Annotated in this window: 22 protein-coding genes; 3 read left to right on the top strand and 19 right to left on the bottom strand. The window is 69.6% G+C overall.

The genetic code is table 11. The features are described from left to right. Positions 1 to 179 precede the first annotated feature (179 nt). Both BLW41_RS09350 and BLW41_RS09355 read left to right on the top strand, forming a co-directional pair. A complete protein-coding gene (locus tag BLW41_RS09350) occupies positions 180 to 989 on the top strand; it encodes a hypothetical protein (RefSeq protein ID WP_143038681.1) in 810 nt (269 codons plus the stop codon). Between the two features lie 182 nt (positions 990 to 1,171). Next, the gene (locus BLW41_RS09355; protein WP_143038682.1) at positions 1,172 to 1,999 is read left to right on the top strand and encodes a hypothetical protein; all 828 of its coding nucleotides are present in this window, start codon (positions 1,172 to 1,174) and stop codon (positions 1,997 to 1,999) included. Here BLW41_RS09355 and metK read toward each other — a convergent pair. The 11 genes from metK to BLW41_RS09405 form a co-directional block, all read right to left on the bottom strand. Then, positions 1,969 to 3,237 (bottom strand): methionine adenosyltransferase, encoded by a 1,269-nt coding sequence (metK, locus tag BLW41_RS09360; RefSeq protein WP_093118458.1) that lies wholly within the window; start codon positions 3,235 to 3,237, stop codon positions 1,969 to 1,971. The two genes, BLW41_RS09355 and metK, sit on opposite strands and share 31 nt — an antisense overlap. Positions 3,238 to 3,394: 157 nt before the next feature. Further along, the gene (gene der / locus BLW41_RS09365) at positions 3,395 to 4,873 is read right to left on the bottom strand and encodes a ribosome biogenesis GTPase Der (RefSeq protein ID WP_177169450.1); all 1,479 of its coding nucleotides are present in this window, start codon (positions 4,871 to 4,873) and stop codon (positions 3,395 to 3,397) included. Then, positions 4,857 to 5,519 (bottom strand): (d)CMP kinase, encoded by a 663-nt coding sequence (gene cmk / locus BLW41_RS09370; RefSeq protein ID WP_093118462.1) that lies wholly within the window; start codon positions 5,517 to 5,519, stop codon positions 4,857 to 4,859. Before cmk ends, der begins: the two co-directional genes overlap by 17 nt. 25 nt (positions 5,520 to 5,544) lie before the next feature. After that, positions 5,545 to 6,855, bottom strand: a complete 1,311-nt coding sequence (gene aroA / locus BLW41_RS09375) for a 3-phosphoshikimate 1-carboxyvinyltransferase (RefSeq protein ID WP_093118464.1) — start codon at positions 6,853 to 6,855, stop codon at positions 5,545 to 5,547. Positions 6,856 to 6,869: 14 nt separating this feature from the next. After that, on the bottom strand, positions 6,870 to 7,943 hold the full coding sequence (locus BLW41_RS09380; RefSeq protein ID WP_093118466.1) for a prephenate dehydrogenase/arogenate dehydrogenase family protein: 1,074 nt from the start codon (positions 7,941 to 7,943) through the stop codon (positions 6,870 to 6,872). A 21-nt stretch (positions 7,944 to 7,964) separates the two neighbouring features. Continuing rightward, the gene (gene aroF / locus BLW41_RS09385) at positions 7,965 to 8,996 is read right to left on the bottom strand and encodes a 3-deoxy-7-phosphoheptulonate synthase (protein WP_093118468.1); all 1,032 of its coding nucleotides are present in this window, start codon (positions 8,994 to 8,996) and stop codon (positions 7,965 to 7,967) included. A gap of 132 nt (positions 8,997 to 9,128) precedes the next feature. Next, positions 9,129 to 9,257, bottom strand: coding sequence for a hypothetical protein (locus BLW41_RS11405; RefSeq protein WP_281231685.1), 129 nt, complete (start codon positions 9,255 to 9,257; stop codon positions 9,129 to 9,131). A gap of 49 nt (positions 9,258 to 9,306) precedes the next feature. Further along, entirely contained in the window at positions 9,307 to 10,404 is a 1,098-nt protein-coding gene (gene hisC, locus BLW41_RS09390) for a histidinol-phosphate transaminase (protein ID WP_093118987.1), read from the bottom strand. 5 nt (positions 10,405 to 10,409) lie between these two features. Further along, positions 10,410 to 10,775, bottom strand: a complete 366-nt coding sequence (gene aroH, locus BLW41_RS09395) for a chorismate mutase (RefSeq protein ID WP_093118470.1) — start codon at positions 10,773 to 10,775, stop codon at positions 10,410 to 10,412. A gap of 14 nt (positions 10,776 to 10,789) precedes the next feature. Beyond that, entirely contained in the window at positions 10,790 to 11,293 is a 504-nt protein-coding gene (locus tag BLW41_RS09400) for a VOC family protein (protein WP_093118989.1), read from the bottom strand. A gap of 22 nt (positions 11,294 to 11,315) precedes the next feature. Next, positions 11,316 to 12,041 (bottom strand): pseudouridine synthase, encoded by a 726-nt coding sequence (locus tag BLW41_RS09405; RefSeq protein ID WP_093118472.1) that lies wholly within the window; start codon positions 12,039 to 12,041, stop codon positions 11,316 to 11,318. Between the two features lie 26 nt (positions 12,042 to 12,067). Between BLW41_RS09405 and rlmN the strand changes: the two genes are divergently transcribed. After that, the gene (gene rlmN / locus BLW41_RS09410; RefSeq protein WP_093118474.1) at positions 12,068 to 13,192 is read left to right on the top strand and encodes a dual-specificity RNA methyltransferase RlmN; all 1,125 of its coding nucleotides are present in this window, start codon (positions 12,068 to 12,070) and stop codon (positions 13,190 to 13,192) included. On the opposite strand, the gene BLW41_RS09415 is transcribed toward rlmN, so the two are convergent. The 8 genes from BLW41_RS09415 to gcvH all read right to left on the bottom strand — a co-directional run bounded on the left by BLW41_RS09415 (position 13,075) and on the right by gcvH (position 21,207). Further along, a complete protein-coding gene (locus BLW41_RS09415; protein WP_093118476.1) occupies positions 13,075 to 13,746 on the bottom strand; it encodes a polysaccharide deacetylase family protein in 672 nt (223 codons plus the stop codon). The two genes, rlmN and BLW41_RS09415, sit on opposite strands and share 118 nt — an antisense overlap. Positions 13,747 to 13,762: 16 nt before the next feature. Next, on the bottom strand, positions 13,763 to 14,341 hold the full coding sequence (gene scpB, locus BLW41_RS09420; RefSeq protein ID WP_093118478.1) for an SMC-Scp complex subunit ScpB: 579 nt from the start codon (positions 14,339 to 14,341) through the stop codon (positions 13,763 to 13,765). Further along, positions 14,338 to 15,087 (bottom strand): segregation and condensation protein A, encoded by a 750-nt coding sequence (locus BLW41_RS09425; protein ID WP_093118480.1) that lies wholly within the window; start codon positions 15,085 to 15,087, stop codon positions 14,338 to 14,340. The genes scpB and BLW41_RS09425 overlap by 4 nt, the downstream gene beginning before the upstream one ends. Positions 15,088 to 15,097: 10 nt before the next feature. Next, a complete protein-coding gene (trpS, locus tag BLW41_RS09430) occupies positions 15,098 to 16,099 on the bottom strand; it encodes a tryptophan--tRNA ligase (protein WP_093118482.1) in 1,002 nt (333 codons plus the stop codon). A gap of 31 nt (positions 16,100 to 16,130) precedes the next feature. Beyond that, positions 16,131 to 17,780, bottom strand: coding sequence for a long-chain fatty acid--CoA ligase (locus BLW41_RS09435; protein ID WP_093118484.1), 1,650 nt, complete (start codon positions 17,778 to 17,780; stop codon positions 16,131 to 16,133). A gap of 102 nt (positions 17,781 to 17,882) precedes the next feature. Then, complete coding sequence (gene gcvPB, locus BLW41_RS09440; protein ID WP_342741422.1) at positions 17,883 to 19,346, bottom strand: aminomethyl-transferring glycine dehydrogenase subunit GcvPB; 1,464 nt, start codon at positions 19,344 to 19,346, stop codon at positions 17,883 to 17,885. 86 nt (positions 19,347 to 19,432) lie between these two features. Further along, on the bottom strand, positions 19,433 to 20,815 hold the full coding sequence (gene gcvPA / locus BLW41_RS09445) for an aminomethyl-transferring glycine dehydrogenase subunit GcvPA (RefSeq protein WP_218138370.1): 1,383 nt from the start codon (positions 20,813 to 20,815) through the stop codon (positions 19,433 to 19,435). Next, positions 20,812 to 21,207, bottom strand: coding sequence for a glycine cleavage system protein GcvH (gcvH, locus tag BLW41_RS09450; RefSeq protein WP_245689059.1), 396 nt, complete (start codon positions 21,205 to 21,207; stop codon positions 20,812 to 20,814). The genes gcvPA and gcvH overlap by 4 nt, the downstream gene beginning before the upstream one ends. Positions 21,208 to 21,223 lie beyond the last annotated feature (16 nt).

Raw genomic sequence — 21,223 nt, forward strand, 5'->3', positions numbered from 1 at the left:
CGCCGCTACGGCCGTTAGGATGCGGTCCGGTCCGAGGGCGACCGTCGCGTTCGGGGGAGCGCGATGGTCGTGTGACCAACCGCACTCGATCCGGTGTCACCGCTACTTGCGCCGGGCACGGGTGTTGTACCCACAAGACCCCCTGGCCAATTGCTCGAAAGACCCCAAGGAGGAGTGGAATGCGACCGAAAGGAAGGCTTGCGTTAGGCGCGCTGGTGGCGTGCGTGGCGCTGCTTGCGATCGCCGCCGTCGCGTACGCGGCCAACACGTACAAGGTGTTCGGGAAGGGCACGCCGTACGGTGCCGGCTCGCCCGCCAAGCCGTTGCCAAAGAAGCTCTTCATCGGCTACCAAGTCGACTCCGACGACGGCAAGCAGCCGAGCCCGGTAAAGAGCTACGAGTTCCGGATTCAGGGCGGCACGCAGTTCGCCAAGTACTTCCCGAAGTGCACGATCAAGCAGGCGAATGCGAAAGAGTTCGCGAAGGCCGACGCCGCCTGTCGGAAGGCGAAGGTCGGCTTCGGTTGGGTGCGTAACACGACCGCCCCGCCCGGTGCCGATCTCAACGGACCGGAGATCCTCACCTGCAACCTGCGCCTGACGATGTACAACCTCGGCTACGGCATCGCCCTGAGGCTCGACGGCAGCCCGGAGGCGACCGATCCACGCATGAAGTGCGTGATCCCAATCGGCCAGTCGATCGAGGCGCGCTGGACCAAGCCGCGGGTGCGTGGGAAGCCCGGGTCCGGCCTCAAGTTCACGGTTCCGCCGAACCTGCTGCGTCCGCTCCCCGGTCTCGACAATTCGGTGCGCTACGTGGAGTCGACGATCAACCGGATCGTGCGCACCGTGACGATCAACGGGCGCAAGCGCAGGGTCCCCTACATCGGCTCGATCGCCTGCGCGAACAAGACGACGCGCTACGTGCAGGTGGTCTTCACCTCCGAGGCGGGGCAGACAACCGTCGCCGAACAGAAGACCCGCTGCTGAGACCAAGCGTCGGCGGCTCGCACCGGCCACAGCGCGGTGCGAGCCGCAGAAGCAGCTACTGCCGCGGGGGGCCCGGGCTACGCCCGGGCCCCCCGCTCTTTTCGGCGAACGGGATAGTCTTGACATGTTCGATGAGACATGGAACAGTGTTATGTGCCTTGGTAGTGCGTGAGGAGGAGTCGATGCTCATAGGTTCTCGACGTGCCGGTACCCGTAAAGCGGCATCGCCGCGCGGTCGCAAGGTGCTCTTGGTGAGCGCGGCCACGCTCGCGGCGGCGCTGGGCGCGACGACCGCCGTCAGTGCCCAGGACAACCTGTTGACGATCAACGGCCGGGGGCTGCCGCTCGGCGCGGGCAGCCCGACCCGGCCGCTCGCGAAGGATCTTTCGTTCCGTGTCGAGGTTCATCCACCCGGCGGTGTTCTGCCGGCACCGTTCGAGCGCTACCGCATCGTGATCCAGGGTGGTCGCGTCTACCCTCGGGTGCTACCGAGCTGCTCCGTGGCAAAAGCCGCGGCTGCCGACCACGCGCGGCGCTGCCAGTCGGCGCGCGTCGGCACCGGCACCGTCGACATCTGGTACGGAGCTCCCAAGGACCCGATCGCGACGACGCCGAGCTGCCGCATCTTCTCGACCTTCTACAACCTCGGCAGCGGCCTAGCGATCCGCTTGGACATCAATGAGCGGTCGCGCTGCCCGGTGGCCGCGCTGCCCCGCAACGTGCTCGTGGCCAACTTCATCAGGCCACGCCTGGGCGGCAAAGCGGCGAGCGGCATCGAGTTCACGGTGCCCCCGGAGCTGCGACACATAGCCGGCCTCTCGATCGTCGTGAAGAGCCTGACCGGGAAGTTCCGGCGCGTGCTCGGACAGGCCCGCGTAGCGGGGACGAAACGCAGCGTCGGCTACTTCTCCTCAGTCGCCTGCGCGAACCGCAGCCAGCGGCTTGTGGCGGTTAGCGCGGTCGACGAGAACGGACTCAGCTACCGAGCCAGAGCGCGCGTGCCCTGCTGATCACTGTCGGCGCTGGCGGATGCCAGCCCGGCCTGCTCGCGCAGGAGATCGGCCTTGTCGGTGCGCTCCCAGGTGAACTCCGGCTCTTCGCGTCCGAAGTGGCCGTAGGCAGCCGTCTTGCGGTAGATCGGGCGGTGCAAGTCGAGGTGCTTGCGGATCGCCATCGGCCGCAGGTCGAAGTGCTCGTCGATCAGCTCGAGGATCCGGGCCTTCGGAACCCGCTCGGTGCCGAACGTCTCGACCATCAAGGAAACCGGACGGGCAACACCGATCGCGTAGGCCACTTGCACTTCGCAGCGGTCGGCGAGACCGGCGGCGACCACGTTCTTCGCTACGTAACGAGCCGCGTAAGCGGCGGAACGGTCGACCTTTGAGGGGTCTTTGCCGGAGAACGCACCGCCGCCGTGGCGAGCCATGCCGCCGTAGGTGTCGACGATGATCTTGCGGCCGGTCAGTCCGCAGTCGCCCATCGGACCACCGATCACGAACTTGCCGGTGGGGTTGACGAGGAACGAGCGCTTGAGCGCGGCCTCGTCGAACATGTCCTGATAGCGCTCCGAGAGCACCGGCAACACCACGTGCTCCCAAAGGTCGGGCTTGATGTCCCGCTCGGCGTCCTTGCCTTCGGCGTGCTGCGTGGAGATCAGGAGCTTGACTATCTCCACTGGTCGGTCGTCGACGTAGCGAACTGTGACCTGGGTCTTACCGTCGGGACGCAGGTACGGCACCACCCCCTGCTTGCGGACCTCCGCCAGCCGGCGCGCGAGGGTGTGGGCGAGCTGAATCGGTAGCGGCATCAGCTCTGGCGTCTCACGCGTGGCGTAGCCGAACATCATGCCCTGGTCCCCGGCACCGGCGATATCGAACTCGTCGGCCTCTCCACCACGCGCCTCGAGCGCACGGTTGACACCCTGAGCGATGTCCGGCGACTGCTTGTCGACCGCGCACAGCACCGAGCAGGTGTGGCAGTCGAAACCGAAGGCCGCGTCGGTGTAGCCGATCTCGCGGATCCGTTCGCGCGCGATCTCGACGAAGTCGATGTGGGCATCGGTCGTGATCTCCCCGGAGATGATCACGAGCCCCGTGTTGACGAGGGTCTCGCAGGCCACACGGCCGTGCGGGTCCTCAGCCATCACCGCATCGAGCACCGAATCCGAGATCTGGTCGGCGATCTTGTCGGGATGGCCCTCGGTGACCGACTCAGAAGTGAACAGGAACTCGTTCTCGCTCAGACGCATCTGCTCTCCGTGGATATCCGACTTGGGCTCGGTCTTCTCGGTAAGTCTGACGGGTTGCCGCCGTTGGCGGGGGCCAAACCGCAGGCCGAGACGCGGGGGCGGCGGCCGCGGCCCCGGCGATCGCGCGAAGCGGCACCGCCCCGCGATCGCCTGGATCTCAAGATACCCGGCGGCGGCCGCGTTCGGCGGCTGCGCTGCGCTCGCCGCGTTCGCGCAAGTCGATCACCAGCGGTACGCCCTCGAGGCCGAAGCGCTCGCGCAGGCGATTCTCCAGGAACAAGATCCAGTCGCGCGCTACCAGCCCCTTGTCCGAGACCTGGAGCGCAAAGCGTGGCGGCGCGGTCGCGTACTGCGTGAAGTAGTAGGCGCGCAGCCGCTTGCCGCGCACCGCCGGGGGCTGCCGCAGCGCCAAGGTCTCGCTCAACAGGCGATTGAGAGCCGGCGTCGGCAAGCGCTCGTGCACGCGCTCTGCGAGCTCCAGGGCTAGCGCCACCAGGCGCTTGAGCCCACGCCCGGTGAGCGCCGAGACGGGCACGACCGGCGGGCGCTGACGCAAGCGGCTCGCCACGCGGGCCTTCACCTCCTCAAGGTCGCAGGTCGCGACATCCCACTTGTTGAGCGCGATCACGGTCGCACAGTGGGAGCGCATGGCGAGCTCGGCGATCCGTAGATCGTCGGCAGTGACGCCCTCCCGCGCGTCCGCGACGACGATCGCGACGTCGGCTCGCTGAGCGGCGCGTTCGGCGCGCAAGCGTGCGTACCACTCCACCGGCTCGTCGATTCGCCCGCGGCGCCGGATGCCCGCGGTATCGACGAGAACAAAGCGTCGCCCTTCGAACTCGACTTCGCTGTCGATCGGATCGCGGGTGGTTCCCGCGATCGGTGTGACGATCACCCGCTCTTCACCGACCAGGCGGTTGAGTAACGACGACTTGCCGACGTTCGGGCGCCCGATCAAAGCGACACGGCGCAGGTCCTCCGCCGGCGGCGTTGCGGCCGCCGACTCACCGACGTTCCCCGCCTGGTCGCGCTCGCGATCCCCCACGCTGCGCTCCAGCAGCTCGACGACCTGGTCGAGGAGGTCGCCGGTGCCGAGCCCGTGGGCGGCCGAGACAGCCAGCGGTTCGCCGAGCCCGAGCGCCCAGAACTCTTGAGCGAGACCGAGCTGCCGCGGGTCGTCGACCTTGTTGGCGACGACCAACGCTGGCCGCCCGGAGCGGGAGACGGCGCGCGCGGCTTCCACGTCGCCCGGCCGCAGGCCGGCGCGCGCGTCGCACACGAGCAGCACCAAGTCGGCCTGTTCGAGCGCCCGCGCCACCTGGGCACGCACCTGCCGCTGGATCTCGCCCTCGTCGCGCTCGTCGACGCCACCGGTGTCGACCAGCAGGAAGCGACGGCCCCGCCACTCTGCTGGCAGCTCCTTGCGGTCGCGCGTAACCCCGGGCTGGGCATCGACGACCGCTTCGCGCACCCCGGCGAGGCGGTTGACGAGCGTCGATTTGCCGACGTTCGGGAAGCCGACGACGGCAACGCGGGCGAGCGCCGGCGCGCCGCTGTTGGGCGCTTGCTCAGCGCGCACCGGCTCGGCGCGAAGCGGCGCCGACAGTGGCGTTCGCTCGTCAACCACTAGCGACACCTCCGTCTTTACGGGTCGCCGAGCGAGCGAGGCGCGCGCGCTCGACGAGCGCAGCGATCCGCTCGACCACCTCGCCGATCGAGAGCGCGGTGGTGTCGATCACGACCGCGCCGTCGGCGGCGCGCAGCGGCGAATGCGGGCGCTCGGCATCGCGGCGGTCGCGCAGCTCCTGTTCGCGCAAGACCGCGTCGACGTCGCGTCCGAGCTCGAATGCGCGGCGCCGTGCTCGCTCCAACGCGTCGGCTACGAGAAAGACCTTGACATCCGCACCCGGGGCGACAACGGTGCCGACGTCGCGGCCCTCGGCCACCCAGTCGCCTTGCGCCAGCAGTTGTCGCTGCTTCTCCACCAGCACCGCCCGCAGCTCGGGATCGGTGGCGATCCGCGAGGCCGCCTCAGCGGTCTCGGGTCGACGCAAAAGCTCCGTCACGTCCTCCCCGTTCAGGAGGACGCGGTCATCGGTCAGCTCGATGGTCGCCTCGCGCGCGGCTTGCGCAGGCGTGCGTCCAGCCGCGCGTTCGGCAGCGAGTGCGGCCGCCCGATACATCGCACCGGTGTCGAGATAACGGAAGCCAAGCTTGCGCGCGAGCTCGCGCGCGACCGTGCTCTTGCCGGCACCGGCGGGACCGTCGATTGCAACGACCATCGCGCCAAGCGTAGGGACCCGTGCGCTAGGCGGACGCTGCGGTGAGGCGCGCGAGGTCGTCGACGAACCCCGGATAGGACACGGCAGCCGCGTCGATCCCGCGCACCACGACGCCAGCTTGCGAAGCGAGCCCGGCGATCGCGCCGAGCATCGCCAAGCGATGGTCGCCGCGCGCGTCGACGACACCGCCGCGCAGCGGCGCTCCGGTGCCGTGAACGACGAACCCGTCGGGCAGTTCCTCGATCTCCGCGCCGAGCGCGCGCAGGTTCTCGCAGACCGCACTGATCCGATCGGACTCCTTGATCCGCAGTTCCTCCGCCCCCCGCACAACCGTGTCACCGTCGGCGAAAGCGCCCAGCAACGCGACCAGCGGCAGCTCGTCGATCGCCAACGGCACCTCCTCGGGCGCCACCGTCGTGCCCTCGAGCGGCGCGGCGGCGACGTCCAACTCGCCGACCGGCTCCTCCGGTGCGAAGGAGCCTTCCGGCTCGCGGGAACCGACGATCACGGCGCCCATCCGCTCGGCGATCGCGAGGAAACCGCAGCGCGTCCAGTTCAGGCCGACGCCCCGCACGACGATCCTGGACCCTGGGACCAGCAACGCGGCGGCGATCACGAAGGCGGCGGAAGAGGGATCGCCAGGAACCGCGATCGGTTCGAGCTCGAGCGCGTCCACCGGACACACGCGCAGCCGTCGACCGCGACGCTCAAAGGGCACGCCGGCGCGCACCAGCAAACGCTCGGTGTGGTCGCGACTCGGTACCGGCTCGCTGACCTCCGTCACCCCCTCGGCCAAAAGCCCGGCGAGCAACACGCACGATTTGACCTGTGCGCTCGCGACCGGCAGGTCGTACTCGATGCCACGGAGCTGCGCGCCGGTTACCGTGAAAGGCGGGTAGCGCCCTTCGCGCGCTGCGATCTGGGCGCCCATCCGCCCAAGCGGCTCGGCGATGCGGTCAACCGGGCGTCGACGAATCGAAGCGTCGCCGTCGATCGTCCAGCGGCGCCCCGCCTGACCGGCAAGCCAGCCGGGAAGCATGCGCATCAAGGTCCCGGAGTTGCCGACGTCGAGCAGTCCGCCGGTCGTTTCCAGCGCCCCCCGCAACCCGACGCCACGCACGACGAGCTCGTCGCCGCGCCGCTCGATGCCGGCACCGAGCCGCTCGAGCGCCGTGAGGGTCGAGCGCGTGTCGGCAGCGTCGAGGTAGTTACGGATCACCACCGGCTCGTCCGCCATCGCGGCCAGTAGCGCGGCGCGATGGGAGATCGACTTGTCGGCGGGTGGCAGGTACTCGCCGCGCAGCGGACCCACCGGTTCGAACCGTCGCTCGCCCACCGCTTGCCTACCCCTCACCGCTCGGCGACCGCGAAGCCGAGGCTCTCGATCAGTCGTCGCGCCCGCCGCGCAGGCTCGTCACCGGCGATCCACAGGGTGATCGAGCCGGAGCGCATGTCGGGAGCCGGCGCGAGGGTCATATCGGCGATGTTGACACCCTCTCGGCCGAGCGCGAGCGCCACCTGGGCGACGACGCCGGGACGGTTCGGCACCACGAAGGCCAGCTCGTGCAACGGACCCTCCGCGAGATCACGCTCGACGAGCTCCTTGCGGGCGGCGCGTGCCCGCTCATTCCAGTCGCGCAGCCATGCCTCATCGCCGGCGCGCAAGGCGTTCGCCACCTCGCTGAGGGCGGCGCTCGTACGCTCGAGCTCCTTAGCGATCGCCGCTCGGTTGGCGAGGTAGATATCCACCCAGACGTCGCTGTTGGAACCGGCGACACGGGTGGCGTCGCGAAAGCTGGGAGCGATCGCGGGGATCGGTTCGCCCTCCCTTTGACTGGCCGCGACGACTTGCCCGACCAAGACGTTGGCGAGCACGTGCGGGAGGTGACTGAGCGCTGCCATCAGGCGGTCGTGACGCTCCGCCTCGATCGCCACCGGACGCGCCCCGAACGCCTTGAGCAAGCGGTGCAAGCGCTCGTAGAGGATGCCGGAGCTGTGGGGCATCGGCGTCAAGTACCAGATCGCCCCGTCGAAGAGGTCGCCGCGTGCATGCTCGACCCCCGCCGTCTCGGCCCCCGCGATCGGGTGCCCGCCGATGAAGCGCTCGTCGCGAGCGGCGGCCGCGAGCGGCGCCTTCGTCGAGCCGACGTCGCTGACCACGCACTCGGCGCCCGCCGCCGCGAGCGCCCGCTCGGCTAAAGCCGCCAAGGCGCCGACCGGAGCGCACAGAAAGCACGCCTCGGCGTCAGCCACCGCCGCTTCCACCGTCGGCGCGGCGACATCGATCGCGCCGCGCTCAAGGGCCCGCTCCAGCGCCTGCGGATCGGGGTCCCACCCGGACACCCGCGCGCCCTCCACGCGCTCGCGCGCGGCGAGGCCGATCGACCCTCCGATCAGGCCGACGCCAAGAACCCCGATCCTCACCGCGCGACCACGGGACGCCCCTTAGACGCCCGCCTGAATCACCTTGCCGGCGAGCTCGGCGGCCTGCTCGACCCGTTTCAGGTACTCGGCGAACGTCTCCGCGCGGAGCTGCTGCGGCCCGTCGCAGACCGCCGCATCGGGGTTCGGATGGACCTCGACGATCAGGCCATCGGCGCCGGCTGCGGCCGCCGCCAAAGACAGTGGCTCGACCAGCGAACGCCGTCCAGCCGCGTGACTCGGGTCGACGATCACCGGCAGGTGGGTGAGCTCCTTAAGCACCGGCACGGCCATGATGTCCAGGGTGAAGCGGTAGCTCGACTCGAAGGTCCGGATCCCGCGCTCGCAGAGGATGACGTTGGGGTTGCCCTCCTTGAGCACGTACTCAGCGGCCATCAGGAGCTCGTCGAGTGTCGCCGCCAGGCCACGCTTGAGCAGTACGGGCTTGCCCGCACGACCGACCTCGGTCAGCAGGTTGTAGTTCTGCATGTTGCGGGCACCGAGCTGCACAACGTCCGCTACCTCGACCACGCGTTCGACGTCGCGCACGTCCATCACCTCGGTAACGATCGGCAGCCCTGTCTCCTCCTTCGCCTCGCGAAGCAGCGCGAGGCCCGCCTCACCGAGCCCCTGGAAGGAGTAGGGCGAGGTACGCGGCTTGTAGGCGCCGCCGCGCAGCAGGTGAGCCCCCGCGTCGCGCATCGCGCGTGCCGCCTCGAGCATCGTTTCGCGCGACTCGACCGTGCAGGGACCGGCGATCACCGCGAAGTGATCGCCCCCGATCCGCCGGCCCTCGACCTCCACGACCGTGGGCTCGCCGTGACGGAACTGCGCCGACGCAAGCTTGTAGGGACGCAGGATCGGCACCACGCGGTCGACAGCCGGGTGATCCTCCAAGCCGAGCCCCGCGACCTCGTCGTCGTGACTACCGACCGCGCCGATCACGGTCACGAACTCGCCCCGCGAGACGTGCGCGCGGGCGCCTACCGACTCCACCCGCTCGACGACCTCGGCGATCTGTGCCTCGGTCGCCCCCTCTTTCATCACGATCATCATCCGTTGCTGCCTCCTGGCCTGCTCGAAGACTACGTCGGCTGCGCTCTCGCAACCCTTTCGCCCGCTTCGTGCGGCCGACGGCCGCTCGCGGCGTCCGGCTGGCGCGGGCAAGACCTCTTGGGCGCCGGACGCCTAGCTAAATCGCCAGTAGTACGCGTAGCGGGCACGCAGAGCGCGCGCACCAGCGGGCGCGCCGAGACCCGAGCGCACGACCGCCGTCACGGTCGTGGAGAGAGCTCGTGGCTTGAGCGCGCCTGCCATGTCTGAGCTATGGATAGCAGACGCGCTGCGTCGCCGCGACACCCGGCGCTCAGGCGTCCGCCGCCGGTACCGCCGCCAGCGCCGCATCGAGCGCGTCGAGGAAGCGTTCGTTCTCATCGCGGGTCCCGAACGTGACGCGCAAGTGCCCGGGCCCGCCGAGAGCGCTGCCCGCGCGCACGATCACCCCCTGCCGCGCGAGCTCGTCGCAGACCAGCCGATCGTCGCGTCCGCCGAGACCGACCCAACAGAAGTTGGCTTCGCTGTCGGCCACCGGGAGCCCCCGCGCACGCAGCTCCTCGACGACGTGCAGGCGCTCAACGGCGGTTTGCTCGACCCGCCGTTCGACCTCCTCCTGGAGGTCGATTGCGACCGTCGCCGCGGCCTGGGCGAGCGCGTTGACGGTGAACGGTTGGCGCACCTTCTCGCAGGCGACGCGGAAACTCTCCGGCCCGATCGCGTACCCGCAGCGCAGTCCGCAGAGGCCGTAGACCTTCGAGAACGTGCGCAAGAGCACGACGTTCGGGTGGCGTCGCACAAGGTCGATCGACTCGTCCGGGTCCTGCAGCGTCGAGAACTCGACGTAGGCCTCGTCGACGATCACGCACACGTGGCGCGGTACCTCCGCGACGAAGGCGTCGATCGCCGCCACCGGCAGGGCGGTTCCGGTCGGGTTGTTGGGGTTGCAGACGAGCACGAGACGGGTCGCCGCGGTGACCTCACGCGCGATCGCTGCCAGGTCGTGACGCTGCTCGCGGTCGAGCGAAACCCGCACTTCACGCGCACCGGTCAAGGCCGCCAGTTGCGGATAAACAGAGAACGACGGCCAAGCGAAGACCACCTCGGCGCCGGGCTCGAGCAGTGCCTGTGCGGCCGCCAACAGAATCTCGCAGGAGCCGTTGCCGACCGTCACCATCGACGCGTCGACGCCGCAGCGCGCTGCGATCCGCGCGCGCAGCTCGGACTTTTCGGGGTCGGGGTAGCGGTTGAGGCTGCCGATCCGGGCGACGATCGCCTCGCGCACCGCCGGCGCCGGGGTGAACGGCGTCTCGTTGGAAGCCAGCAACACCAACTCGCGCCCGTCGCCGTACGCATCGGCGGCCGGGTAGTACGGGATGCTCTCGAGACGGGCGTTGAACTCGATCGTCATCTGGCTCACTGGGCGGCCTGCAGGTCGCGCCGCAGCGCGACCGCTTCGCGCAGGTAAACGTGCTGGGGCTGCACCTCGACCGGTTGATAGCAGTGCACGAGCACGCGCACGGTCCGCGGCAAGGCGCCCGGGACGTCGATTTCCTGGGCACACAAAAGGGGCACGCGGTCGAGGCCGAGGCGCCTAGCCGCCACAGCCGGAAACTCGGCGTCGAGGTCGGGGGTCGAGGTGAAGATGCAGCTCACGAGATCTTCCGGCGTCAGCCGATTGCGCTCCATCAGTTCGCGCAGGAGCTCCTCAGTCGCCTCGAGGATCGCCTCGGCGCTGTTCTCGGTCGCCGTCGTCGCGCCGCGCAAAGCCCGCAGTCTCACGGCGCGCGATTGTTTCAGAGCGGCACCCCGGCGCCGCCGTCGGCCAGCGCCAACAGATCGCCGAGATCGAGCGGGCGCGTGTACATCGCGACCTGACCGTCCGGGGTGGTCGGCCACAGCTCGCGCGGCCGGTCCCAGTACAGCTCGATGCCGTTGCGGTCGGGATCCTCCAGGTACACCGCCTCACTCACGCCGTGATCGGAAGCGCCAACCAGCGGCCAACCGTGCGCGAGCACGCGCGCTACGGCTTGCGCCAGCGCCCGACGGGTCGGGAAGAGGATCGCGAAGTGATAGAGACCCACAGACCCGGGGGGCGGCGGGCTGCCCCCTGCGCTCTCCCAGGTGTTGAGCCCGATGTGGTGGTGGTAGTCGTTGGCCGCCAGGAACGCCGCCTGCGGCCCGAAGCGTTGCCTCAACCTGAAGCCCAAGACGTCACGGTAGAAGGCGATCGAGCGCTCGAGGTCGGCGACCTTGAGATGGACGTGCCCAATCCGCGCCCCCGGATCGATCCCGCTCATGCCAGCGAGCTTAGTGCGCCCCTCAACGCCCCGCGCGCCTGCGGGGGCGCAGCGCTGCACGGCGCAGCGCGTCGATCTCACGGGTGCCGAGACGGCGCGACTCGCCGGGAGCGAGACCGAGGCTCTGCAACGTGAGCGGCCCTATGCGCACGCGTTCGAGCTCGACCACGCGGTAGCCGAGCGCGTCCAACATTCGCCGCACCTCGCGTTTGCGGCCCTCCCCCATCGTGATCTCGAGCCTGCCGCGGCCGATCGCCCGAGCGCGCAGCGCTCGGGCGGGGCCGTCTTCAAGCTCGACACCCCGCTGCAGGCGTTCAACCAGCCGCTGCCCGAACCTCGGCGGCTCGACGCGGACGTGATAGACGCGCTCGACCCCGTAGCGCGGGTGCATCACGAGTTCGGCGAGCTCGCCGTCGTTGGTCAAGAGCAACAAGCCCGTCGAGTCAGCGTCGAGGCGCCCGACCGGGTACAGCCGCCTGCGCGAGGGCACGAGCTCGACCACGGTCTTGCGACCGTGGGTGTCGCGCACCGTGGAAAGCACCCCAGGCGGTTTGTTGAGCGCCCACACCTCGAGCGGCTCGGGTCGCACGAGGCGCCCATCGACGCGCACCTCCTCCCCGTCCGTGACCGCGCGCGCCGGGTCGCGCACGACCTCGCCGGCGATCGTTACGCGGCCCGCTCGTACGAGCTCCTCGCTCGCCCGCCGCGACGCAACCCCGCAATGCGCCAGGTACTTCGCGAGTCGCACGCACGTCAGCGTGCCACACTCGCGCCGTGGATCTTGATCGCCTGGCAGAACTGATCGCTGAGCTCCGCGAGCCGCCGTACCGGGTCGGCCAGGTGTGGCGTTGGCTGGCCCGTGGCGCGAGTAGCTGGGAGCAGATGACCGACCTGCCACTCGCGCTTCGGCGCGAGCTAGCTGAGCGCTTGCCGCTCTCGACGCTCTCGCTGGTCGCCGAGGCACGAGCGGCCGATGGCACGGAGAAGGCCCTCTTCCACACTCACGAAGGCAAGCCGGTGGAAGCAGTGCTGATGCGTTACCGCGACGGCCGTCGCTCGCTGTGCCTCTCCAGTCAGTCGGGGTGCCCGCTCACCTGCACGTTCTGCCAGACCGGCCGCATGCGCTTCGGACGCAACCTGACGAGCTGGGAGATCCTCGATCAAGCGCTGCACTTCCGCCGCCGCGAACAGCCCACGCACGCTGTCTTCATGGGCATGGGCGAGCCGCTTTTGAATCTCGACGCGGTGCTCACTGCCTGCGAGCGACTGCCGGAACTAGGTATCTCGCACCGTCACACCGCGATCTCGACGGTCGGGTGGCTGCCGGGCATCGAGCGCCTCGCGCGGGAGGGGCCGCCGGTCCGTTTGGCGCTCTCCCTGCACGCACCGAACGACGCGCTGCGCAGCGAGCTGATGCCGATCAACGACCGCTACCCGCTAGCGGAAGTGCTCGCCACCTGCCGCGATTGGTGGCGTCGCCGCAAGCGCCAGGTGTTCATCGAGTACCTGATGCTCGCCGGCGTCAACGACCGCTACGAGCAGGCGCTCGAGCTGACCAAGCTGCTGCGCCCACGCGAGGCCTTCTGCGTGAACTTGATCCCCTACAACCCAACCGACGCGCCCTACCAGGGATCGAGCCGTCGCGCGATCGAGGCCTTCCGCCGCACGCTCGAGCAGCACGGCCTGCGCGCGACCGTCCGCGTCACGCGCGGCCGCGACATTGCCGCCGCCTGCGGGCAGTTGGCGGCGCGCACGACCGCTAGCGGCGAGACGTCGGCCCCTCAGCCGTCCCCAGTTAGCGACGGCGGCAGCTCCGGCTCGAGGCCGAGCGCCCGCGCGCGGGCGCAGATCCCAGCGATCGCGGCCGCCGTCGCGCGCGGCGAGCGGCGCGGCGCGTAGCGCGCCGAATCGTGGAGCAGCACGATCGCGCCCGGTGCCAGGTCGCGCGCGACCAGCTCGACGATGCGCGCCGCAGGGACCTCCTCCCAATCGAGGCCCCACGCTGACCAGCCGATGGTCTCGAGCCCGAGTTGGGCGGCAGCCTCGGATAGCGGGGCAGTGAGCTCGCCGTAGGGTGGTCGAAACAAGCGCGGCCGCGGGAGCCCCGCGGCCGCGAACGCGGCGAGCGCCTGCTCGAGCTCGGCGCCAGCGTCCGGCAAAGCGCCCGGCCGCAGGTGACGGTGCCCGTGCAGGCCGACGAGGTGGCCACGCGCCACGATTTCTTGCGCCAGCTGCGGCGCCCGCTGCACCTGTTCACCGACACAGAAGAAGAGCGCTCGCGCGCGCGAGCGCTCGAGCTCCGTGAGGATCAGCGGCGTGGCGTCGGGCGCGGGATCGGGTCCATCGTCGAAGGTCACGAGCACGCGCCGCCCGTCGCTCGCGTCGAGCCGTGTGCGCAAGGGAAAGTTCCGCCAAGACTCGAGCGCCCGGACTTGCTGCTGGAAGCTCGGCACCGACCGTCACGTGGGCTTAGCCACCGGTCCGCTGTTCCCCGGCGCGTAGCAGGCGTTCGCGCAGCTCCCCCTGCTCCTCGGGCGTCGGGTCGAAGCGATGGGGGTCCGGCAGGCGATCGATCGCCTCCAGTCCGAACAGTCGCTCGAACAGCGGCGTGGTGCGGTAGAGCACGGCCCCGAAACGCGAGCGCCCGGCTTCTTCCACGAGCCCCCGTTCCACCAACGTCGCTACCGCGGAGTCCGAGGCGACGCCCCGGATACGCGCGATCTCCGGGCGCGACACCGGCTGCAGATAGGCCACGATCGCCAGGCACTCGGCTTGCGCCTGGGTCAACGGCGGTGTCCGCGGCTGCGCGAACAGCCGCTGCGCCGCGGGCTCGGCCATTGGCTTGGTGGCGAGCGCGAAGCCGCCGGCGAGGCGCCGCAGCGAAAGCCCGTGGCCGCCGGCCTCGAGCGCCCGGCCGAGCTCTTCGAGCGCCGCGAGCACCTCGGCTTCGGTGGCTTCGCAGGCTTCCGCGATCGCCTCCGCGGAGAGCGGGTCCGGCGATAGGAACAAAAGCGCCTCGACTTGCGCCGCGAGCTCGGAGATCCTCATGCGTCCTGCCCCGCACTCCGCAAACGCCGCACCGTGATCGGACCGAACGGCTGCTCTTGCTCCCACACCGCTTCGCCGGATTTGTAGAGCTCGAGCAGAGCGAACAGCGTGACTGCCTCCGTCAACCGGTCGGCGCCCCGCACCGCCTCGTCGAACGAGAACACGGAGCGAGTGCGCAACAGCTCGCGCAGGTGCCGAAGCCGCTCGGTAACAGGCACCACCGGCCGTCGCACGTGGGAGATGTCGATCGGCGGCGGGGTGCGCAAAAGCTGGCCGATCGCGCGCGCCAAGAGCTCCGGGTCGTAGACGGGGGTCGCCGTCTCGAGCGCTACCCGGCGCAGCTCCAGGGGCAGCGGCGCGGACCGGAAACGGAAGCCTGCCTGCTGCTCGAGCCGAGCGCGCAGCCACTCGCCCGCTTTGCGGTAGCGGGCGTAGGTGAGCATGCGAGCGAACAGTTCTTCAGCAGCTTCTTCGGCGGTCAGCTGCTCCTCTTCGCCGTCCTCCTCGGCGACCGGCAACAGCAGTCGCGACTTGAGCTCTAAGAGGGCGGCGATCAGCACCAGGAACTCGGTGATCGACTCGAGATCGAGCTGCTCGGCCCGCTCTAAGTGATCGACGTAGGCGACCACGACGTCGGCCAGGTCGACGTCGCGTAGGTCGAGCTCCTCGCGCAGGACGAGCGCGAGCAGTAGGTCGAAGGGACCCTCGAACGCCTCGAGCTCGAGGTCGAAGGCGGCGAGCTGCATCCCGGCGAGCCTAGACCGGCTGGCGGACCGGAGCGCCGACACCCATCGCCGCGCGCACGTCGGCGAGCGTCTCGGCAGCGATCGCCCGCGCCCGCTCGGCGCCCTCGGCGAGCGTGCGCTCGAGCGCCGCTTCGTCGCCGCGCAGCTCGCGGTAGCGCTGCCGCACGGGAGCCAGGAACTCGACGATCGCCTCGGCAACGGCTTGCTTGAACTCGGCGTACCCACGCCCCTCGAACTCGCGTTCAACTTGCTCGGGTTCGACGCCGCGCGCCACCGCCATGATCTCGATCAGGTTCGAGATTCCCGGCTTGTCAGGGCGGCGCACGATCTCCCGACCCGGGTCGGTGACCGCGCTGCGCACTTTGCGGCGGATCTCGTCGGGCTCCTCGTCGATGAAGATCACGCCGGCGGTCGACTCGGCGGTCGTCGACATCTTGCTGGTCGGGTCTTGGAGGTCCATGATTCGCGCACCGACCGGCGGGATCCGGTGCCGCGGCACCACGAAGACCTCGCCGAAGCGCTGGTTGAAGCGCTCGGCGATGTCGCGGGTGAGCTCCAGGTGCTGGCGCTGGTCGTCACCGACGGGCACCTCCTCGGTGCGGTACGCGAGGATGTCGGCTGCCTGCAGCACCGGGTAGAAGAAGAGCCCGGCGGAGACCAGCTCCCGCTGCCGCTGCGACTTTTCCTTGAACTGCGTCATCCGCGTGAGGTCCCCGTACGCGGTGACCGCCGAGAGCAGCCAGCAGAGCTCGGTGTGCTCGTGCACGTCGGACTGGCGAAAGAGGATCGAGCGGCCCGGGTCCAAGCCGGCCGCCAAGAGCAGCGCCAAGGTGTCGTAGACGGACCGCCGCAGCGCCGCCGGCTCGTGCGGCACGGTGATCGCATGAAGGTCGACGATGCAGTAGATCGCGGGGTTACCGCGCTCCTGACCCTCCACGTACTGGCGGATCGCACCGATGTAGTTGCCGAGGTGCTTGCGCCCGGTCGGCTGGATCCCGCTGAAGATGCGCACGCGCGGCAGTCTACGTCGGCGCCTCGTCCTGTTACCCGCGCTGGGGCTCCTCGAGCGCGGCCCGCTCGACCTTCAGCTGCCCGCCTTCAAGCTGCGCTCGCAACACCTTCTTGTCGAACTTGCCGACGCTGGTCTTAGGGATCTCGGCAACGAACGCGAAGTCGTCGGGTAGCCACCACTTGGCAACGCGGTCGGCGAGGAAGGCCCGCAGCTCGGCGGGCGTCGCCGAGCGCCCCTCCTCCAGCACGACACAGGCCAGTGGCCGCTCGCTCCAGCGCTCGTCAGGTCGGGCGATGACGGCCGCCTCGCGCACCGCGGGATGCGCCATCAAGTGGTTTTCGAGCTCGACCGAGGAGATCCACTCCCCGCCCGACTTGATGACGTCCTTGGCGCGGTCGGTGATGCGGATGAACCCGCGCTCGTCGATCGCCGCGATGTCGCCCGTGCGCAGCCAGCCGTCGTCGAATTTTTCACGCCCCGACGGGTCCTCGAAGTAGTCGCGCGCGATCCAGGGCCCCCGCACCTCCAGTTCGCCGACTGCGCGCCCGTCCCAAGGCAGCTCGTTGCCGTCGTCGTCGACGATGCGGGCTTCCACCAGTGGCACGATCCGACCTTGGGTGGCGCGCAGCCGCCAGTGTTCTTCGTCGGAGAGTCCGGCCGGCGGCCGCGCCACCGAGCCGAGCGGGCTCATCTCGGTCATCCCCCACGCTTGGATCACGCGTACGCCGTGGCGCTCCTGGAACGCCTGCATCAGCGACAACGGAACGGCCGCCCCGCCACAGATCACCATCCGCAAGCTCGAGAGGTCGGGGCGCCGTTCGTCGGCGTAACGCAAGACGTCCATCCAGATCGTCGGTACCCCAGCCGTTACGGTCACCCGCTCGGACTCGATCAGGCGTGCGAGCGGCTCGGCCTGGAGGTGACGGTCCGGGAAGACGAGATCGGCTCCGACCAGGGCGCAGGTGTAGGGGATGCCCCACGCGTTGACGTGGAACATCGGCACCACCGGCAGCACGCGGTCGTCGCTGGAGTAACCCATCGCTTCGCCGACGGCGCTGCCGAGGGCGTGTAGCAGGGTCGAGCGGTGCGAGTAGAGAACACCCTTGGGGTTGCCGGTCGTACCGCTCGTGTAGCAGAGTCCACAAGCGCTGCGCTCGTCGAGCCGCGGCCAGGCGAAGCCCGGTTGCTCGGCCGCTAGCAGCTGCTCGTAGTCGAGCACCTCACCCGGCAGCTCAACGTCGTCGCCGCTGGCCCCCATCACCACGTAACGCTCGACCCTCTCGAAGCGCTCGGCGACCGGCGCGAGCAACGGCACCAGCGAGGCGTCAACGAAGATCAGGCGGTCGCGGGCGTGGTTGACGATGTAAACGAGCTGCTCTGGGAACAAGCGGATGTTCAGCGTGTGCAGCACCGCGCCCATGCACGGCACGGCCATGTAGAGCTCGAAGTGGCGGGCGTTGTTCCAGGCGAAAGTTGCGACGCGATCGCCCTCGCCCACACCGAGCTTGCGCAGCGCTGACGCCAACCGTTCGACCCGCTCCACCGTCTGCGCGAACGTCTGTCGCTGAAGACCGGCGCCGTCGAAGGTCGCCACCTCCGAGTCGCCATAGACGCGCTCCATCCGCCGCAGCGCGTGGTCGAGCGTCAATGGAAAGTCGTTTTGCGTGAGTCCCTCGAGCACTCGCTACTCCTCCCTCTGGGGCAAACAAGACGGTGTGCGGTCGAACCTACCGGAGCCGACGCCGCGAGCTAGTGCGCGCGGATCGCTCGCCCCTCGTCTTGCTCAGGTGAGGAGCAGACGCACCTGGGGTCGACGCGCCGCCGAAGCCTCGTCGAGGCGCCGCACCGGCGTCGTGTAGGGCGCGTTGCGGGCGATCTCGGGGTCCTGCTCGGCCTCGGCAAGGATCGCCTCGAGGGCTTCTACGAAGTGGTCGAGGCGCTCGACCGGCTCGGTCTCCGTCGGCTCGATCATCAACGCCTCCTCGACGAGCAGCGGGAAGTAGACGGTCGGCGGATGCACCTCCCAGTCGAGCAGGCGCTTCGCGATGTCGAGGGCGCGAATGCCGAGCTGCTCGCGCGCCTCGCGCGCCGACAGCACGAACTCGTGCATGCACGTGCGGTCGAAGCCCGGACGCAGGTAGCGGCCGGCCCTGCCCTGCGCGAGGCGGGCGCGCAGGTAGTTGGCGTTCAGGACCGCCAACTCCGAGACCTCGCGGAGTCCCTCCGGACCCAGCGCCCGAATGTAGGCGTAAGCGCGCACGAACGTCGAGAAGTTGCCTTGGAAGCCGCGGAGCCGACCGATCGAGCGGGGACGGTCGTAATCGAGCCGATAAGCGAAACCGTCGCCGCGCCGTTCCCGCACCACCACCGGCTTCGGCAGAAACGGCTCGAGATGGTCGGCGACCGCCACCGGCCCAGCCCCCGGCCCGCCGCCGCCGTGCGGCTGGGTGAACGTCTTGTGAAGGTTGAAGTGCACGATGTCGAAGCCCATGTCTCCCGGCCGCGAGAGGCCCATCACGGCGTTCAAATTGGCGCCGTCGTAGTAGAGGGTCGCCCCCACCCCCCGCACGATCCGCGCGATCTCGGCGATGTTGCGGTCGAACAGGCCCAGCGTGTTCGGGTTCGTGAGCATCAGACAAGCGGTGTGCTGATCGGCCTTCGCGCGCAAGTCTTCGAGATCGACACCGCCGTCGGCGGCAGTCCCCACCGCTACCGGCTCGTAGCCGGCCATCGTGACCGTTGCGGGGTTAGTGCCGTGGGCGGTGTCAGGGATCAGTACGCGGCTGCGCTGTTCGCCCCGGTCCTCGTGGTAGGCACGGGTCAGCAGCAATCCGCAAAGCTCGCCCTGCGAACCGGCACCCGGCTGCAACGTCACGTGCGGCAACCCGGCGATCTCGGCGAGCGCCCGCTCCAGTCGCCACATCAGCTCGAGCGCGCCCTGAGCGAGCTCATCGGGGGTGCAGGGATGCAGACGGGCGAAGCCGGGTAGTGCCGCCAGGCGCTCGTGCAGCTTGGGGTTGTACTTCATCGTGCACGAGCCGAGCGGGTAGAAGCCACGGTCGAGGTGGAAGTTGCGCCGCGACAGGCCGACGTAGTGGCGAACCAGCTCCGGCTCGGAAACCTCCGGCAGGCGCGGCGGCTGGCGCCGCCGTGCGTGCTCGGGGATCAGCTGTTCGATCGTCGGCGCCGGCACGTCGTCGGCGGGCAGGGTGCCAGCGCGCCGACCGGGCCGCGAACGCTCGAAGATCGTCGCATCCGGGTCGAAGGGGCGCGGCGCCGTGTCAACCTCGCGAGCTGCGGCTGCTTCGCCAGCTTGATGCCTCGCGTCGGCGCTCACGCTGGTACCCCCTCGCGCGGCAGCGCAGACGGCGCTTGTGGCTGCGTCTCGCGCACCAGCGCTGCCAAGCGCTCGATGTCGGCCCGCGAGCGCCGCTCGGTCACCGCCACCAACAGACCATCGGGGTATTCGGGGTAGAAGTCGGCGAGTCGCACACCCGGGATCACCCGCTGCTCGTAAGCGCGGGCGAACAAGGCCTCGAGATCGGGCACACGTACGGCGAACTCGCGCACCACCGGGCCCGGGTTGATCGGCTCGAGGCCGAGCGCCGCGCGCGCGAAGTGCGCTCTGCGCGCGAGCAGCTCGCCGAGCTCGACGATCCCCGCCTTGCCCAGCCAAGCCAAGTAAACAAGACCGGCCAGCGCGTTGAGCTGCTGGGCCGTGCAGATGTTGTGAGTGGCACGTTCGCGACGTATGTGCTGCTCGCGCGTTTGCAGCGTGAGCACGTAGCCGGGGCGACCGTCGACGTCGCGTGTGCGCCCTGCGATCCGCCCCGGCATGCGCCGCAAATAGCGCTCGCGGGCGGCGAAGAAGCCGAAGCTGGGGCCGCCGTACTGAAGGTGGTTGCCGAGCGCCTGTCCTTCGCCCACACAGACGTCGAAACCGAGCACGCCAGGGGCTTCGAGCACCCCCAGCGTCAGCGGGTCGGCGACGCAAACGGCGGCCGCTCCGTGCTCGTGCGCTGCCTGCGCGAGCGTGGCGAGGTCCTCTACCGACCCCAAGAAGTTCGGTTGTTGCACGATCACGCAGGCAGTGTCGGCATCGATCGCCGCCGCCAAGCGCGCGATGTCGGTGCGCCCGTCGGCGGCCAACGGCGTCTCAACTACTTCCATTCCGAAGCCACGAGCGTGCGTGGCGAGCGTCTCCCGCGCATGGGGATGCACGGCGCGCGAGACGACGATCCGCCGGCGACCGTTATCGAGCCGCACCAGGTAGGCCGCCGCCGCAACCGCGCTAGGTCCGTCGTAGACGCCAGCGTTTGCCACCTCGAGGCCGGTCAGCTCGCAGATCGCTGTCTGGAACTCGAACATCACCTGCAGCGTGCCCTGCGAGACCTCCGGCTGGTACGGGGTGTAGGGCGTCAGAAACTCCGAGCGGCGGATGATCTCGTCGACCACCGCCGGCACGTAGTGGTCGTACATGCCGGCACCGGCGAACACCGTCCAAGCGTCGGCGTCAGCGTTGCGCTCGGCGAGCGCGCGCAGCTCGTCGCAAACCTCGCCTTCCGACGCCCCCGCAGGCAGCTCGAGTGGTCGCCGCAGCCGCACCTCCTCGGGAATTTCGTGCGACAGAAGCTGCTCGACCGAAGCCACCCCCAACGTCGCGAGCATGCGCTCGCGATCGCCGCTTGCCGCCGAGGTGTAGCGGACGCCGCTCACTCGCTCGATTGCAGCAGATCGCGGTAGGCCGCCGCGTCCAACAGCTCGTCGATCTCGCTCGGATCGCTCAAGCGCACGCGCACCAGCCAGCCACGACCGTAGGGGTCTTCGTTGATCAGCTCGGGCTTGTCGGCAAGCTCCTCGTTGACCGCGATCACCTCGCCGGAGAGCGGCGCGAAGACATCGGAGACCGCCTTGACCGACTCCACCTCCGCGTAGGGCTCGTCCTTGCGAACTTGCGCTCCAACCTCGGGAGCGTCGAAGAACACGACCTCGCCGAGCGAGTCCTGCGCGTACCACGTGATGCCGAATGTGGCGGTGCCGTCCTCGACGCGCGCCCAGTCGTGCTCGGGGTGGTACTTCAGGTCCTCGGGGTAGTGCTCCTCGGCCAATTCGCGTCCTCCTTCT

This window comes from Thermoleophilum album, assembly GCF_900108055.1.
In the GTDB taxonomy this organism is placed as follows: Bacteria; Actinomycetota; Thermoleophilia; order Solirubrobacterales; family Thermoleophilaceae; genus Thermoleophilum; species Thermoleophilum album.